We start from the raw sequence: 15,683 nt of genomic DNA on the forward strand, positions 1-15,683 counted from the left end.
GCCGGGGGTGCGGGTACGCTGCGGGGCGAGCAGCCGCGCATCGCCGAGGAGAGCAGCCGACGTGACACCACCCGCCTCCGCATCGCTCCTCAGGTGGCGCAGGATTCCGGTGGCCGCGGCGTGCGCGGGAGCGCTCGCCCTGACCCTGGGCGGCTGCGGCTCCGGCGACCCGGACGAGGGCACCAACGGCATGGGTGACCTGCCCGCCACCGAGATCGAGGAGCAGGCCCGGCAGGCCGCGGTGGACGCCTCCGCGGTCCGGCTGTCCGGCACGGTCATCAGTGAAGGCCAGTCCTATCGGCTCGACGTCCGGCTCAGCGAGGAGGGCGCCGTCGGCGAGGTGTCCGCCGAGGGCGCCACCTTCGAGCTGCTGCGGGTCGGCGAGGACCTGTACATCAAGGCCGACGAGGCGTTCTGGGAGAGCGAGGGCATCCCGGAGGAGCTGGAGTCCGATCCGGCCGAGAAGCTGGACGGCAAGTACGTCCGCGTCGCCCCCGAAGACCCGGCCTACGGGCAGCTCACCGGCTTCACCGACAAGGAGACCCTGCTGGAGGGGCTGCTCACGCTGGACGGCGAGCGGGAGACGGGCGAGCGCGGCGAGGTCGAGGGCGTTCGGACGATCCGCGTCGAGGCGGACGGCGGCGAGGGCGGGGCGATGGACGTCTCCCTGGACGGCGCCCCCTATCCGATGCGCCTGGAGCGTGGCGGCGCGGCGGGCGAGCTGATGATGGACGACTGGGGCGAGGCGTTCGCGTTGCGCGCGCCGGAGGAGGACGACATCGTCGACTACGGCGACGACATCATCACCCCGGGCGACTAGCGCTGGCGCGACCGGCCCGGTCGGCGGCGGGCCGGGAGGCCGGAGGGGACCGGGAGCCGGGTGCTGGCGGGGGTGGGCGGCGGCGCGGCGGCGGGGGAGGCCGTGGGCATGGTGTCGGGGCGCTGGAGCGGTTCGCCGGACGGCGTCAGCCGCAGGACCCGGCACTCGGTGGCCCAGCGGGCGGCCAGGGCCTCCGCGGTCTCGGGCGCGTTCAGCCGCTTGCCCCGCAGCTCGTTCACGGCCGCCCGCCACACCTCGCCGTCCGGCGTCGGCTCGGCCACCAGGGCGGGCCAGACGATCAGTCGGCCCCCCTTGTCCTTGCTCCGGCAACTCACCGTCGCCGGACCCCCGTCGGCCAGCCCGAGCCCGTCGAACGGCTGCTCGCCGGGCCCACCGACGAGGCATACGGCACCGTCGTGCCAGACATGCCACAAGCCCCGCGCCACCCCCTCGGAGCCGCGCACCCACACCAGCGAGGACTTCTTCGCGGACTCCTCGATCAGAGCCAGATCGAACGCGGTCACCATGGCCCGAGCATAGGGCCCTCCCGGGCCCACGCCACCCGGTAGATCGCCAGCTGGAGCGGATCGGCGTCCTGGCGGCGGGCGGTCTTCCAGTCGATGATGTCGAAGCCACCGGTGGCCGTCCGGTACACGGCGTCGATGCGGCCCCGGATCACGCGCCCGGCGAGCTGGACGCGGAACGGCGCCTCCACCCGGTACGGCGTCCGTGTCGCGTACGGCGTGCGGCTGAACGCCTCCTTCAACGCGGCGAGTTCACGCTCGTCGCGGATCTCGGCGTCCTCCTTCGGATCGCCGCCCGGCAGCTCGTCCAGACCCAGCATGGGCAGCGGCAGCGCCTCGAACCGCGACTCGACCCAGGCGTGGAAGCGCGTTCCGCGCCGCGCGGCCGGCTGCGGGGGGCGCGGCAGGACGTCCGGGGTCGCGGCAGGGCGGCGGGGCTCCGCCCGATGCCTTGGGCGGGGGGCTCGGGGGCTCGGGGAGGTGGGCCGAGCCCCCGGGGTGGGCTTCCGGCGGGCCGGGGTTACGCGGACAGGCCGAGGGCTGCCATGCGTTTGGTGTGGGCTTCCGTGATGCGGGAGAACATCCGGCCGATCTCCGCGAGGTCGAAGCCGTCCGCCACGCCCCCCACCAGCATCGTGGACAGCGCGTCCCGGTCCGCGACCACGCGCTGGGCCTGGGACAGGGCCTCGCCCATCAGCCGACGGGCCCACAGGGCCAGCCGACCGCCGACGCGCGGCTCCGCCTCGATCGCGGAGCGGACCTTCTCCACGGCGAACGAGGCGTGCCCTGTGTCGTCCAGCACACTCAGCACCAGCGACCGGGTGTCCGAGTCGAGCCGCGAGGCCACCTCACGGTAGAAGTCGGCGGCGATCGCGTCCCCGACGTACGCCTTGACCAGGCCCTCCAGCCAGTCCGACGGCGCGGTCAGCCGGTGGAACTCGTCCAGGGCCATGGCGAACGGCTCCATCGCCGTCGTCGGGTCCTCGTCGATCCGGCGCAGCCGCTCGGTGAGCTGCTCGAAATGGTGGAACTCGGCGGTCGCCATCCGGGCCAGCGCCGCCTTGTCGGCGAGGGTGGGAGCCAGCTTGGCGTCGTCAGCGAGGCGCTCGAAGGCCGCCAGCTCCCCGTAGGCCAGCGCGCCCAGCAGATCCACCACGGCCGCCCGGTACCGCGGGTCGGCGGACGCCTGCGCCCAGTCCGTCGCGGCGACCCCGGTCTCGGGCGCTGGTGAGGTCTCTGGGGTCTGCGGCGTCTCCATGCCTGTGCACAATAGCCCGGTGACGGCCCTGTGCCGACCGTGGCCGGATCGTTCACGTACGGGGCCTGACACATATGCGCGGTTCCGGGGTACAGTGCTAGAGAGGCCCACTTGTATGTGGTGGGTCCGTCCCCATGCTGGAGTTTCCTGGGCCCGGTAAGTACGGAGCCCCGGGACCCCCCGCGGATGCCCGGTCGGTGGCCCGATCGGCTCCGACCTGACCAGCCCTCCGCGCGGTGCGGTGGGGGAGCCCCGGACGGTGTCCGAGGCCCCCGCACAGCTCGCGGCACGAGGGACCCGCTCGCGCGGTGCAAGCGCTTGAGCGAGACGACCGGGTCCCGCGCCGGACGGCCGGCCCCTTTCCGGGGGCCGCCGGTACCAGGCGCGGTAAGCACGACCCGCCTCGCCGCCGTGTGCCGCGTCACACAGAAGAGGCAATCACCCTGTCCGCTATCACCACCACATTCCGAGATCTCGGAATTCTGGCCGAAACCGCCGAGGCCCTTGAGGCCGTCGGAATCACCACGCCCTTCCCCATCCAGGAGATGACCCTCCCCGTCGCTCTCGCGGGCTGCGACGTCATCGGCCAGGCCAAGACCGGCACCGGGAAGACGCTCGGCTTCGGTCTGCCTCTGCTGGAGGCCGTCACGGTCCCGGCGGACGTCGAGGCCGGCCGCGCCCGGCCCGATCAGCTCACCGACGCGCCCCAGGCGCTCGTGGTCGTCCCCACCCGCGAGCTGTGCCAGCAGGTGACCAACGACCTCCTGACCGCCGGCAAGGTCCGCAACGTCCGGGTCCTGTCCATCTACGGCGGCCGTGCGTACGAGCCGCAGGTCGAGGCACTGGCCAGGGGCGTCGACGTCGTCGTCGGCACGCCGGGCCGGCTGCTGGATCTGGCGGGGCAGCGCAAGCTGGACCTGTCCGAGGTGCGCTGCCTCGTCCTCGACGAGGCCGACGAGATGCTGGACCTGGGCTTCCTCCCCGACGTGGAGAGGATCATGGAGCGGCTGCCCGCGAAGCGGCAGACCATGCTGTTCTCCGCGACCATGCCGGGGCAGGTCATCGGCCTGGCCCGCCGGTACATGAGCCAGCCCACACACATCAGCGCCACGGAGCCCGATGACGAGGGCGCCACTGTGGCCAACATCACGCAGCACGTCTTCCGGGCCCATTCGCTGGACAAGCCGGAGATGGTCGCGCGCATGCTCCAGGCCGACGGCCGGGGGCTCGTCATGGTCTTCTGCCGCACCAAGCGCACGGCGGCCGATGTCGCCGAGCAGCTCGGCCGGCGCGGCTTCGCCGCCGCCGCCGTCCACGGTGACCTCGGGCAGGGGGCCCGTGAGCAGGCGCTGCGCGCGTTCCGCAACGGCAAGGTCGACGTGCTCGTCTGCACGGATGTCGCCGCGCGCGGCATCGACGTGGACGGCGTCACCCACGTGATCAACTACCAGACGCCGGAGGACGAGAAGACCTACCTGCACCGCATCGGCCGCACCGGCCGCGCCGGGGCCACCGGCATCGCGGTGACGCTGGTCGACTGGGACGACATCCCGCGCTGGCAGCTGATCAACAAGGCGCTGGGGCTGGCGTTCCCCGACCCGCCCGAGACGTATTCGACCTCGCCGCACCTGTTCGAGGCGCTGCGCATCCCCGAGGGCACCAGGGGGACGCTGCCGCGCGCCGAGCGGACGCGGGCCGGTCTGGAGGCGGAGGAGGTCGAGGACCTCGGTGGTTCCGACGGCCGGCGCCGTGGCGCCGGCCCGCGGGAGAGCCGTCCGCAGCCGCAGCGGCAGCCGCGTACCCCGCGGCAGCGCCGCCGCACCCGTGGCGGGTCGGCGCCCGCCGAGGGCGCGGAGGCGGTCGCGGTCGTGGACGCCGGTGAGAGCACCCGGGGCGCCGCCCAGGTGTCGGCCGAGGGGGCGGCCCCGGCCGCGTCCGAGGAGCAGGCGAGCACTCCGCGCACCCCGCGCCGCCGGCGCCGCCGCACCCGCGGTGAGCAGGCGGGAGCCGCGGGCTCGGGCGCCGGCGCCGAGGGCTGAGCGCGCGGCGGCCCGTCCGTCAGAAGACGGGTGCGCCGTCCCTGGTGAGGCGCCAGTCCACCGAGGCGAAGGCGGCCGGGTCGATCCGGCCGCTCGTCCGCGCCCAGTCGATGAGGGTGTCGCGGATCTCGTCGGAGTCCGACCAGATCCGCTCGGCGCCCGCGATGTGGGGGAAGTTGCCGCCGTTGGCCCGGTAGTTGTTCACCGCGAGGACGAACTCGGCGTCGTCGGCCACCGGCTCGCCCGCGAACCGCGGGCCGGTGACGCGCGATCCGGCCGGCTGGGCGGTGTCGATGCCGTACGTGACGCCGCCGCCGACGGCGTAGGTGTAGTCCGGGACGTGGTCGGCGTGAGTGAGGGCCCGCGGATCGATGGCCCCGCCCGCCGGGGTCAGGACGAAGGAGCGCGCGGCCGGTGAGCAGGTCGTAACGCGCCTGGATTCCTGGCGGAACGGGCTGTTGGGGGCCACCCCTCACGGGTGTCGCCTCGGTTACTGTCGAGGGGTGAGCAGACCGCCGTTCTGTGTGCCGCCCGCCGGTGTGCGGGCCTATCGGCTCGCCACCAGGCGTGGGGAGTTCGCCGTGCTCGACGCCGCTCCGGAGTGCGAGCCGGTCGGGACGGCGCTGCTGGTGCCCGGGTACACCGGGAGCAAGGAGGACTTCATCGCCCTGCTCGCGCCGCTGGCCGAGTCGGGGTTCCGGGCGGTGGCGGTGGACGGGCGCGGACAGTACGAGTCGCTGTGCGCGGACGGGCGCGTGGCGTTCGGGATCGGCGCGCTGGCGGAGGACGTGCTGGCCCAGGCCGACGCGCTGGCCGGGGGGCCGGCGCACCTGGTCGGGCACTCGCTGGGCGGTCTGATCTCGCGTGGCGCGGTGCTGCGGGCGTCGGCGGCCGGACGGTCGCCGTTCGCCTCGCTGACGTTGATCGGCTCGGGCCCGGGGCGGGTCGCGCGCTGGCCGCGCTGGAAGGTGCGCGCGCTGACGGCCGGACTGCCGGTGTTCGGGCCGCGCGCGGTGTGGCGGGTGTGGCATCCGCGTGAGGAGCCGGGCGAGATCGGCGAGTTCATGCTGCGCCGCTGGCTGGCCAACGCGCCGGCCCAGCTCCGGGCCACGGGCCGCACGCTGCGGTACGAACCGGATCGCGTGGAACGGCTCGCCGCCGCGGGCCTGCCCCTGCACGTGCTCTCCGGCGAACGGGACGGCGCGTGGCCGGTGCCGTTGCTGGACCGGATGGCGCGACGGCTGAACGCGCGCCGCACGGTGATCAAGGACGCCGAACACTCCCCGAACGCCGAACAGCCCGCCGCGACGGCCGCCGCCCTGATCGACTTCTGGACCGAGCTGTAGCGACGGCCGCGACGGCTCCCGTTGTGGCGGCGCGGGGGTCGGCGAACGTGGGGTGCCCGGCGTTCGACAGGGCCCAGGCCGGGGACGGCCGACGGCGCGGATGGCGTCTGTCAGGGAAACCGCGTCGCGTCGGTACGGCGAGGGCGGTGTCCCGGTCGGGTGGGTGACCCGCCAGTGCGGTGCGATCGCGCTCGGCGGGCGCGCGGGACACCTCCCGGTCCGCGGTCTCCGCGCGAGGCGGCCGGCGACGGACGAGGTGTCGTGCTCGGCGGCTGGTCGGCGCGGGGCGGGAGCCTTGTCCGTCCCGGTGCCGTCCCGCTGAGCCGGGCGGTCCGGGCCGTCGCCCGGTCTCGGTCGGTGGCCGGCGGGCGGGTGCCCGTCGCCTGTGCCGTGCCGGCTTGGTGCGGCTGCCTTGGGAGGGGGCGGGGAATCTCCCGGGTCTCGGCCCGGGGTCGGCGTGCCCGGCTGGTGCTGTCGCGGCGTCGCGGATGGGTGGCGGGTGAGGCCGGTGGCCGGCCGGCGGGTGCCCGTCGCCCGGGCCGTGCCGGCCTGGTGCGGTCGGTCAGCCGGTGATGGGGCGGGTGCCCTTCGCGCGAGTGGTGATTTCGTCGTAGACCTCGGGGGACGTCGTGTGTTCGCCGAGCACGCACGTCTTGCGCGTGCCGTGGTAGTCGCTCGAACCCGTGGTCAGGAGGCCCAGGTCGCGAGCCATCGCGCGGAGGCGGTCGCGGGTGGGTGGGTCGTGGTCCATGTGGTCGACCTCGACGCCGTCCAGGCCCGCCGCCACCAGCTCGGTGATCGCCTCGTCGGAGACGATCCGGCCGCGCCGGGCGGCGAGGGGGTGGGCGAAGACCGCGACGCCGCCCGCGTTGCGGATCAGGCGGACGGCCGTGCGGGCGTCCAGCTCGTGCTTCTCCACGTGCGCCCGGCCGCCGTCGGCGATCCACTCGCTGGTGAACGCGGCCGACACGTCGGGGATCACCCCGGTCTCCACCATCGCCGTCGCGATGTGCGGGCGCCCGACCGCGCCGTCGGCCAGCTCGCGGACGCGCTCCCAGGTGACCGGCACACCCAACTCGCGCAGCTTGGCGACGATGGCCTTGGCCCTCGGCACCCGGTCGTCGCGCAGCAGGTCCCGCTCGCGGGCGAGCTCCGGCTCGTCCGGGTCGAACAGATACGCAAGCATGTGCAGGCTGATGCCGTCCAGGCGGCAGGAGATCTCCGCGCCGGTGACCAGCGTCAGCCCGGGGGGCAGCGCCGCCGCGGCCTCCGGCCAGCCGGCGACCGTGTCATGGTCGGTCAGGGCCACCACGTCGAGCCCGGCCGCCGCGGCGCCGCGCACCAGCTCGGCGGGCGAATCCGTGCCGTCCGAGGCCGTCGAATGAGTGTGCAGATCGATGCGCACCCGGCCAGGGTATCGGGCCGTCTCAGGAGATGATCCGGGGGGACAGGGCACCGCACGGCACGAGGTCCATCTCCGCGCCCGCGTCGCGCAGGTCGGCCAGGACGATCTCGTCGTACATCAACAGCCCGGACTGCTGCGGCCACACCACCGCCCACAGCCACAGCCCCATCGCCTCGCCCACGAACACCGCCCGGTCCTCGGGGGTGCCCCTGGCCAGCCACAGCGGCGTGGGGCGCCCGGCGGCCAGCACCTTGACCGGCGGCTGCTTCGACACGTCCAGATACGGGGCCGGATCGGGCCCGGCCACGCCCGCGTAACGGGCGCCGAGGCCGACGCCGAGCTCCTCGGCGATCAGCAGCAGCTCACCGGGGCCGCCCAGCGGTCCGGGGCCCGAGCACGCGACGGCGGTGGCCCGCCCCCCGTCGCGGTCGTCCCCGGCGCGGGCCACGCCGGTGAACAGCCAGCCGACCGGGAGCGGCCAGGGCATCCACACCGGGACCCGGGCATGGTTCACGACCACCGTGAGCGCGTTGACGCTGGGCGGGATGATGGGCTGGAGCGGATGGACGGCGCCGTGCGTGGCGCACTGCCAGGAGTCGGCGAAGAGACCGGGTGCTCTCACCCGTCCACCGCATTTCGGGCAACTGGGTTCGCCCCTCATGGGGTACAACAGTCCCTCCGTGCCGCCCGTCCGTCAAGCGGGTCAGTCCGTCAGGGGCACCCCAGTGCGGCGCGGGTCGCGCAGATCCGTCCCGTTGATCAGCCAGCGCTCCTCCAGGGCGGCGGCGCCGCGCACCCGCTTCCACGCGGCCTCGTTCGGCGTCATCGGCAGCAGCGGCAGGAAACGGACCGGGTCGTACGGCTCGGGCAGCTCCAGGTCCGGCACCAGCCCGCCTGGCTCGGCCACCAGCACCGAGGTGAACGAGGCGTCCGGCCACAGCGGCCCGCCCAGCTCCAGCGAGCCGCCCGGCGCCACCACCACCCCCTCGACCTGCGGGGACGCCGCGAACACGGCCAGCGGACGCAGCACCTCGTCCGTCGCCGCCCGCCCGGCGCGCAGTGACAGCACCAGCTCGGCGCGCGGGCCGCGGACCGGGTCGGCCAGGACGGCGGTGGGGTCGGTCATGGGCGCGGCGGACATGCCGAGCGTCGCGTACCGCACCAGGCCCTGGTCCGGGTCGGCGAAGCGCAGCACCTGGATCCGGTCGGTGCCCACGAACGTCACCGCGGCGCGGGCGTCGGGCTCGCCGAGGGTGGCGCGCAGCCGTTCCTCCACGCGGGGGAGCAGGTCGGTCGTGTCGGTCATGGCGTCCGTTCACCTCGGATGACGAGAGCGAGGCCGAGCAGGATCACGGCGAGCGCCGGGCAGGCGGCGGCCGGCGGGAGCTGGCCGAGCCACACGGCGGCGACCAGGGCGGCGCCCGGTGTCTCCAGCAGCAGCGCGGTGGAGGTGATCGACGGGCCGAGGCCCCGGACCACCCGGTTGAGCAGCGAATGGCCGAGGAGCTGGGCGGCCACGGTGAGCACGCCCAGCTTCAGCCACGTCTCGCCGCTGTAGCCGCCGACCGGCGACACGCCCACCATCAGGCAGACGGCGAGCAGCAGGACGGCGGTCGTGGTGTAGCAGAGAAAGGTGTAGGCGGTGGTGCTCACCGTGCGCCTGACCTCCGCGCCGATCAGCACGTAGCCGGCGGCCGTGATGCCGCCGGCCAGCGCCAGCGCGTCGCCGGCCAGCGCCTCGGCGGAGACGGCCAGGTCCACGCCGGTCAGCAGCAGCACCCCGGCGAAGGCGACCGCCGAGCCGAGCCCGACCGCCACGGGCGGCCGGTGGCCGGACAGGCGCAGCAGCAGGGTGGTCCAGATGGGTGTCGTGGTGACCAGCGCGACGGACGAGGCGACCGAGGTGAGGCGGAGGCTGGGCAGCCACAGCGCGAAGTGCGCCGCCAGCGCCGCGCCCGCGGCCAGGGACAGCAGCAGCGCCCGGCTGCCGACACCGGCCAGCTCCGTCCGCAGCCGCCCGCGCAGGGCCACCACGGGGGCGAGCCCGGCGACGGCCAGGGCGTTGCGCCAGAAGGCGACGGCCAACGCCGGGGCGGCGGTGGCCGCGACCAGCGGGCCGGAGAGCGAGACGCCGCCGACCGCGACCGCGAGCAGCGCGGCGTCGAGCCGGGTCCCGGCCGCTCGCGCGGCGGACGCGGGCGCCCGCGCGGCGCCGGCGCGGCGGGTGCCGGTGGCGGACACGGCCCCTCCTCCTCGTTCCATGCCAAACGGGACGGCGGCCGACACCCGCCGGCCGCCGTCCCGATGTCGTGCGGGCGTGTCCTAGAGCGCCCCGAAGCCCACCCGGCGCTGGGCCGGCTGGCCGATCTCCACATACGCCACCCGGTCCGCGGGGACCAGGATCTTCCGGCCGTGCTCGTCGACCAGGGTGAGCAGCTTGCCGGTGCCGGCAAGCGCCTCGGCGATCGAGGTCTCCACCTCCTCGGCAGACTGCCCGCTTTCGAGAACGATCTCGCGCGGCGTGTGCTGAACGCCGATCTTGATCTCCACGGCTTGTCCCTCCGCTGGTCCATGACGTGCGCGATGGTCCGCGCCGTACTGAGCACAGGTTAGCCGCGCGTTTCCCGTGCCCGTCGACGGCCGGGCCACGCCCAGAGCGAACAGCTCAGTGCTGCATCGGGTAGCCCGCGATGCCGCGCCACGCCAGCGAAGCGGTCAGCGAACTCGCGATGTCGCGGGGCAGCTTCTGCCCCGACCGGAGCCAGTGCCGCGCGGTGATCTGCGCCATGCCGCACAGGCTCACGGCCAGCAGCATCGACTGGTCCTCGGGCAGATCGGCGTCCTCCGTGATCAGCGGGCAGACCAGCTTGGCGCAGTCCAGCGAGACCTGGTCGACGCGCTCGCGCACCGCGGGCTCGTTGGTCAGGTCGGATTCGAAGACCAGCCGGAACGCGCCGCCCTCGTGCTCGACGAACCCGAAGTAGGCGTCCATCGTGGCGGCGATGCGCTGCTTGTTGTCGCTGGTCGAGGCCAGAGCCTTGCGGATCGCCTGTACCAGCGCGTCGCAGTGCTGGTCGAGAAGCGCGAGATACAGCTCGAGCTTGCCGGGGAAGTGCTGGTAGAGCACCGGCTTGCTGACGCCGGCGCGGTCCGCGATGTCGTCCATCGCCGCCGCGTGGTATCCCTGAGCGACGAACACCTCCTGCGCCGCGCCCAGCAGTTGATTCCGTCTGGCCCGGCGCGGTAGGCGCGTGCCGCGTGGGCGCGCCTCCGTGTGCTCAGTGGCTGTCACGCCGCCTCCCGGTGGTCGTGGTCTGCACGAAAAAGGCGTCCGATCGAACGCCGTCTCGTCATCCTACTTTCGAGTAGTCGCGCAGAGTGCTGCGCGGGGGGAGGATTTCACTCTGCGGACAGTCCGCGCCTCACCGGTACTCATCGTCGCCCGGGTCGACGACCCGCGCCTGCTCGGCCGCGTCGGCCGGGTCCGCGTCCTCCGGACCCCGCTCGGAGAGCGGGCGGTCGTGGCGTTGCAGCAGCTCAAGGCGCTGTTCGGCGGTGTCCGCCTCGGGGGCCTCGTCGGCCAGGCCCTCCTCGAACAGCTCCTCCTCCTGCTCCTCGTCGAGAAACTCGTCGAGCGACTCGGGTTCTTTCGGATCCTGGGTCATGTCTTCGACCTCCGAAGGAGCGCGTGGGGGGAAGGCCCAGCCTAGGTGGGTGATGGGACGGAGGCGAACTCACGAATCGCCGCCGGACGCGGACGGGTGCGTGTAAGGAGCGTGACGGGCTCGTAATATTGCGCCCATGCCAACCATCGAGGAGCTGCGGACCCAGGCCGCACTCGCCGCCGCGGAGGGCTGGCCGGGAGTCCGGGACGGAGAGACGTTGCGGACTGTCGCGCTGCCCGGAATGACGCTGGCGGTGCGCCGCCGCGCGGCGGCGCGCGACGGCCTCGAACCCGCCCTCTTCGTCCACGGCCTCGGCGGCTCGTCACGCAACTGGTCGGCGCTCATGGAGCTGCTGTCCACCGAGGTCGAGTGCGAGGCCATGGACCTGCCGGGCTTCGGCGCCTCGCCACCACCCGACAACGGCGACTACTCCGTCTACGGACACGCCAGAGCGGTCATCCGCTGTCTGGAGGCGAGCGGCCGGGGAGCCGTTCACCTGTTCGGCAATTCGCTCGGCGGTGCCGCCGCCACCCGGGTCGCGGCGCTGCGGCCCGACCTGGTGCGCACCGTCACCCTGATCTCGCCCGCGCTCCCCGAGCTGCCACCGCAGCGCACCGCGCTGCCCACCGGGCTGCTCGGCATGCCGGGGATGCCCCGGCTGATGCGCCGGATGACGCGGGAGCTGCCGGCCGCGCACCGCGCCCGCCAGGTGCTGCGGCTCTGCTACGGCGACCCGGCGCGGATCACGCTGGACGAGTTCACCGCGGCGGAGGCGGAGCTGGAGCGGCGGCAGGCGCTGCCGTACTTCTGGGACTCGCTCAGCCGTACGGCGCGCGGCATCGTCAACGCCTACACGCTGACCGGTCAGCACTCGCTGTGGCGCCAGGCTCAGCGGGTGCTCGCGCCGACCCTGCTGGTGTACGGGGTGCGGGACCGGCTGGTGTCGTTCAGAATGGCGAAGCGGGCCAGCCGGGCCTTCCCGTCCTCGCGGCTGGTGGTCATGCCCGAGGCCGGGCACGTGGCGATGATGGAGTATCCGGCCGAGGTGGCGCGCTCCTTCCGGGAGTTCGTCGTCGCGACCGCCGCGGCAGAGGGCGGCTAGGGGGCCGGATGGACCACCGTGACCCCCCGATACCGCCGATTCCGCCGCCCGAGGCGGCGGTGCCCCACGGACCGGGACCCGCACCGTTTCCAGGCCCTCGTCAGGAGTACCTCGATGCCTTCGACGACCAGCACACCCACGGAAGCCGCGTCCCCGGACAGCGGCGTCCGGGGTGGAGCGATCTCCCGCCTCCGGGGGAGGTTCCGCCGACGGCCGGGTGGAGCGGCCAGACGCCGGTCCGCCGGTCCGGTCCCGGGGATAGGCGGCCGGGCCCGCGTCACCGCGCCGAACGGAAGCGGGGCCGGGGCCGGAAGCTCACGGGAGTGGCCGCCGCCGCGGCGGTGACGGCGCTCGCCGTCTTCATCGCGGTGCGGGGGGTCGGTCCCGACGCGGCGAGCGGCGATGTGGCCGACGCCGAACGGCCCTCGGCCGAGGCCGGCGAGCAGAGTGGCGGCGAGCAGAGGGTCGGCGAGGTGCTGCCCGAGCCCCGGCAGGGGGCGCCCTCGGGCGGCGCGGACGCGGAGCCCACGTACGACGAGCTGATGCACACGCTGTTCGAGCTCGATCCCGAGCTGACCGGCTCGGGGGAGCTCGTCCCCGTCGGCGGCAGCGATGCGGCGGCGGATCCCGAGGCGGCCACGGTGCTGCGGTACCGGGTGGATGTCGAGGAGGGGCTCGGGCTCGATCCCGAGTTCTTCGCCGAGGTCGTCCACCGCACCCTCAACGACCAGCGCGGCTGGGGTAACGCCGGCGAGCGCTCCTTCGCCCGCGTCTCGGCCGGTGATCACGACTTCGTGGTCACCCTGGCCAGCCCGGGCACGACGGCCGACTGGTGCGCCCGTTCGGGCCTCGACATCACCGAGGACAACGTCTCCTGCAACTCCTCCAGCACCGAGCGCGTGATGATCAACGCCTGGCGCTGGGCACAGGGGTCGGAGACCTATGGCAACGACATCGGCGGGTACCGGGAGATGCTCGTCAACCACGAGGTGGGCCACCGACTCGGCTACGGGCACGTGCTGTGCCCGGGCGAGGGCGAGCCGGCGCCGGTGATGATGCAGCAGACCAAGTTCCTCGACTCGAACGGGGTGACGTGCCGCCCCAATCCGTGGCCGCACCCCGAGAACTGAGCCGCGTCCGGCGCGTTAACGACTGAACTCGTCGGAAAGACACGATTCTTCACCCCTTCCGGTGGTGTGACGGACAACCGTCCGCCGCGACAGGCACATGTAGACATACCGTCTTGCCGTCACGGACACGGAGACAAGGGGTGCGTGAGTGCGCGTCGCATTGCTCACAGAGGGTGGATACCCGTACGCACAGGGCGAGTCGGTGGCGTGGTGCGACCGGCTGCTGCACGGTCTGGCCGGCCATGGCCTGGGCATCCGCTTCGACATCGGCGCCCTCAGCCGCAGCCGGCAGCAGGCCGGGGGGCCCCGCCGCCCGCTGCCGTCCACCGTGCGGCGGGTGTGTACCGCCCCCCTGTGGGGGCCGCCGGCCGACGGGAGGCTCGTGTCCGCGGCGCTCGGCCGCCGCTTCGGCGAGTGTTTCGCGGAGCTGACCGCCGCGCTGAGCCCCGGGCCCCGGCCGCCCGGCGAGGAGGAGGGCGGCCGGCCGGGGGACCGTTTCGCCGCGGGCCTGTACGGGCTCGCCGCGCTGGCCGCCGAGCACGGCGGCCTCGGCGCGTGGCTCTGCTCGGAGCACGCCGTGCGCGTCCTGGAGGCCGCCTGCCGCGCGGACGGCGTGCCGCGCGCAGTCCGCGCGGCGCGGATGCCGGACCTGCTCGCCGTCGCCGGGCGACTGGAGCGGGCGCTGCGCCCGCTCTCCCTGGACTGGTACGGCCCGGACGGGCCCGCGTCGGCGGGGTTGTGCCATGCCGTGGGCGCCGGGCCGGCCGTGCTGCCCGGCCTGCTCGCCCGGCACTTCCGCGGCACGCCGCTGCTGGTCACCGAGTACGACGCCCGCTTGGGCGAGCACCACGGGGCAGCCGTCGCCGTCCCGGCCCCCGCGGTGGGCGCCGCGCACACCCTCGCGCCCTCGGCGCCGGGCGCTCCGGTGCGCGCCCTGCTGGCCGCCTTCCAGACCCGGCTGGCCCACGAGGCGTACGCGCGAGCCGAGTTGGTCACCCCGGGCGACACGCTGGCCAGACGCTGGCTGGCGCGGCGCGGTGCCGACCGGGAGGCCGCGGGCGCCGGGGCGCCGGCCGCGCTGGTCTGGGCCGGCCGCGCGGAGCCGGGCGCGGGCCTGACCGATCTCCTGCACGCCTTCCACCGGGTCCGCGCGGCCGAGCCCGCCGCCCGGCTGCGGATCGCCGCCGTGCCGCCGGGCGGCGGCCGGGGCGACGCCGCCTACCTCGGGCGGTGCCGGGCGCTGGCCGCGCGGCTGTTCCCCGGGGCGCCGGACGCGGTCGCGTTCACGGCGCCGGGCGGCCCGGCCGCCGCGTTCGCCGCCGGCCGCGACGACGTGGTGGTGCGGCCGGGCGCGGCGGCGGGCTTCCCGGTGCCGCTGGTCGAGGCGATGCTCCGCGCGCGGGCCACCGTCTCGGCCGACGCGGGCGCGGTGCGGGCGATCGTCGGCGGCGCCGGGCTCGTCGTTCCGCCGCGCGATCCGGGCGCGCTCGCGGCGGCGTGCCTCCCGCTGTTGCGCGATCCCGGGCGCCGGGCGCGGCTCGGCGCGGGCGCGCGCGCCCGCGCGCTGGAGCTGTTCACCGTCGAGCGGAACGTCGCCGTCTTCCGCGCGGTCTACTCCGAGCTGCTCGCGGGCGCCGGGCACGCCTCCCGGGCCGTCCGCGGGCCGGGGGCGAAAGAGCCGACAGGCGCCGCCCCGGCGGCCACCGCCGTCACCGCCGGACGGGGTGAGCCGACGTGAGCCCCGCCGCGGATCCGGTGGCCGGGGCGGGCGCGACGGCCGTGTCGCCGCGGCTGGCCGTCCTTGTCCGGATGTCGGCCGCCGGGCGCGGGTGGCGGGCGGCGGCCGGTGCCGCCGCGGGCCGAGTGCGGCGGCGCGGGCCGCTGGGGCTCGCGGTGCTGTGCGGGCTGCCGGTGCTCGGCTACGCGCTGGTGGGCGACGCCGTGCTCGCCGAGCTGCTGCCCGGTCCCCAGGACGCGCCCGGCGGCGGGCTCCCGCGCGTCGTGCTGGTGCTCGCGCCCGCCGTCGCCTCCGCCCCGCTGTCCGCCGGGTGGCCGCGCGGCCGGTTCGCCGTCCTGGCGGCCGGGCTGGGCGCCGCGGCGCTCTGGGCGGGGGGCCACGCCGCCGCCGCCGTGCTGCTGGCGGCGGCCGTGCCGGTCGCCGGCCGGGGGGCGCGGCGCGCCGCCGCGTTCGCCCTCGCCGCCGCGGGCGCCGCGGAGCTGCTGGCCGTGGCGCTGGCCAGCGGCTCGTGGCTGCCCGGCTGCGAGCGGCTCGGACGTCCGGTCGCGGCCCTGGTCGCCGCGCACGGCCTCGCCGCCGTGCCCGTGCTGGCCTGCGGCGCCGCCGCGGCCGGGCTGCTGTGCCATACGGCCGTCCGCCACTAGACCACTTCTCTC

General features: G+C 75.2%; 17 protein-coding genes and 1 pseudogene. 7 read left to right on the forward strand and 11 right to left on the reverse strand.

All coding sequences use genetic code 11. The features are described from left to right. Window positions 1-61: 61 nt before the first annotated feature. On the forward strand, window positions 62-820 hold the full coding sequence (locus OIE51_RS18530; RefSeq protein WP_326598846.1) for a hypothetical protein: 759 nt from the start codon (window positions 62-64) through the stop codon (window positions 818-820). On the opposite strand, the gene OIE51_RS18535 is transcribed toward OIE51_RS18530, so the two are convergent. From OIE51_RS18535 to OIE51_RS18545, 3 genes and pseudogenes are all read right to left on the reverse strand, one after another. After that, on the reverse strand, window positions 817-1,347 hold the full coding sequence (locus tag OIE51_RS18535) for a hypothetical protein (RefSeq protein ID WP_326598847.1): 531 nt from the start codon (window positions 1,345-1,347) through the stop codon (window positions 817-819). The two genes, OIE51_RS18530 and OIE51_RS18535, sit on opposite strands and share 4 nt — an antisense overlap. A gap of 17 nt (window positions 1,348-1,364) precedes the next feature. Next, window positions 1,365-1,751, reverse strand: a pseudogene (locus OIE51_RS18540) (PD-(D/E)XK nuclease family protein); the annotation flags it as partial. 113 nt (window positions 1,752-1,864) lie between these two features. Further along, entirely contained in the window at window positions 1,865-2,602 is a 738-nt protein-coding gene (locus tag OIE51_RS18545; protein WP_326598848.1) for a ferritin-like fold-containing protein, read from the reverse strand. A 545-nt stretch (window positions 2,603-3,147) separates the two neighbouring features. Here OIE51_RS18545 and OIE51_RS18550 point away from each other — a divergent pair. Further along, complete coding sequence (locus OIE51_RS18550) at window positions 3,148-4,641, forward strand: DEAD/DEAH box helicase (protein WP_442811960.1); 1,494 nt, start codon at window positions 3,148-3,150, stop codon at window positions 4,639-4,641. Window positions 4,642-4,660: 19 nt separating this feature from the next. Here OIE51_RS18550 and OIE51_RS18555 read toward each other — a convergent pair whose 3' ends face one another. After that, entirely contained in the window at window positions 4,661-5,110 is a 450-nt protein-coding gene (locus OIE51_RS18555; protein ID WP_442811961.1) for a 5'-nucleotidase C-terminal domain-containing protein, read from the reverse strand. A gap of 34 nt (window positions 5,111-5,144) precedes the next feature. Between OIE51_RS18555 and OIE51_RS18560 the strand changes: the two genes are divergently transcribed. After that, the gene (locus OIE51_RS18560; RefSeq protein ID WP_326598850.1) at window positions 5,145-5,987 is read left to right on the forward strand and encodes an alpha/beta fold hydrolase; all 843 of its coding nucleotides are present in this window, start codon (window positions 5,145-5,147) and stop codon (window positions 5,985-5,987) included. 562 nt (window positions 5,988-6,549) lie between these two features. Here the strand turns inward: OIE51_RS18560 and OIE51_RS18565 are convergent. The 7 genes from OIE51_RS18565 to OIE51_RS18595 all read right to left on the reverse strand — a co-directional run bounded on the left by OIE51_RS18565 (window position 6,550) and on the right by OIE51_RS18595 (window position 11,057). After that, window positions 6,550-7,392: a PHP domain-containing protein gene (locus OIE51_RS18565; RefSeq protein ID WP_326598851.1), complete on the reverse strand. Its 843-nt coding sequence runs from the start codon at window positions 7,390-7,392 to the stop codon at window positions 6,550-6,552. A 22-nt stretch (window positions 7,393-7,414) separates the two neighbouring features. Then, window positions 7,415-8,053, reverse strand: a complete 639-nt coding sequence (locus tag OIE51_RS18570) for a DUF6758 family protein (RefSeq protein ID WP_326598852.1) — start codon at window positions 8,051-8,053, stop codon at window positions 7,415-7,417. Between the two features lie 42 nt (window positions 8,054-8,095). Further along, window positions 8,096-8,698, reverse strand: coding sequence for a suppressor of fused domain protein (locus OIE51_RS18575; protein WP_326598853.1), 603 nt, complete (start codon window positions 8,696-8,698; stop codon window positions 8,096-8,098). Next, window positions 8,695-9,633, reverse strand: a complete 939-nt coding sequence (locus tag OIE51_RS18580; RefSeq protein WP_442811962.1) for a DMT family transporter — start codon at window positions 9,631-9,633, stop codon at window positions 8,695-8,697. Before OIE51_RS18580 ends, OIE51_RS18575 begins: the two co-directional genes overlap by 4 nt. An 81-nt stretch (window positions 9,634-9,714) precedes the next feature. Then, entirely contained in the window at window positions 9,715-9,942 is a 228-nt protein-coding gene (locus OIE51_RS18585; RefSeq protein WP_326598854.1) for a DUF3107 domain-containing protein, read from the reverse strand. 115 nt (window positions 9,943-10,057) lie between these two features. Continuing rightward, complete coding sequence (locus OIE51_RS18590) at window positions 10,058-10,684, reverse strand: TetR/AcrR family transcriptional regulator (RefSeq protein ID WP_326598855.1); 627 nt, start codon at window positions 10,682-10,684, stop codon at window positions 10,058-10,060. 130 nt (window positions 10,685-10,814) lie between these two features. Next, the gene (locus OIE51_RS18595; RefSeq protein ID WP_326598856.1) at window positions 10,815-11,057 is read right to left on the reverse strand and encodes a hypothetical protein; all 243 of its coding nucleotides are present in this window, start codon (window positions 11,055-11,057) and stop codon (window positions 10,815-10,817) included. 241 nt (window positions 11,058-11,298) lie between these two features. Here OIE51_RS18595 and OIE51_RS18600 point away from each other — a divergent pair, with 241 nt between their 5' ends. From OIE51_RS18600 to OIE51_RS18615, 4 genes are all read left to right on the forward strand, one after another. Further along, the gene (locus OIE51_RS18600; protein ID WP_326600687.1) at window positions 11,299-12,159 is read left to right on the forward strand and encodes an alpha/beta fold hydrolase; all 861 of its coding nucleotides are present in this window, start codon (window positions 11,299-11,301) and stop codon (window positions 12,157-12,159) included. Between the two features lie 323 nt (window positions 12,160-12,482). Then, complete coding sequence (locus tag OIE51_RS18605; protein WP_326598857.1) at window positions 12,483-13,289, forward strand: DUF3152 domain-containing protein; 807 nt, start codon at window positions 12,483-12,485, stop codon at window positions 13,287-13,289. A gap of 148 nt (window positions 13,290-13,437) precedes the next feature. After that, the gene (locus OIE51_RS18610) at window positions 13,438-15,027 is read left to right on the forward strand and encodes a DUF3492 domain-containing protein (RefSeq protein WP_326598858.1); all 1,590 of its coding nucleotides are present in this window, start codon (window positions 13,438-13,440) and stop codon (window positions 15,025-15,027) included. Further along, window positions 15,024-15,671 (forward strand): hypothetical protein, encoded by a 648-nt coding sequence (locus tag OIE51_RS18615; protein ID WP_326598860.1) that lies wholly within the window; start codon window positions 15,024-15,026, stop codon window positions 15,669-15,671. Before OIE51_RS18610 ends, OIE51_RS18615 begins: the two co-directional genes overlap by 4 nt. The last annotated feature ends 12 nt before the right edge of the window (window positions 15,672-15,683 follow it).

Origin of the sequence: Streptomyces sp. NBC_01803 (genome assembly GCF_035917415.1) — a bacterium.
Taxonomy (GTDB): Bacteria; Actinomycetota; Actinomycetes; order Streptomycetales; family Streptomycetaceae; genus Streptomyces.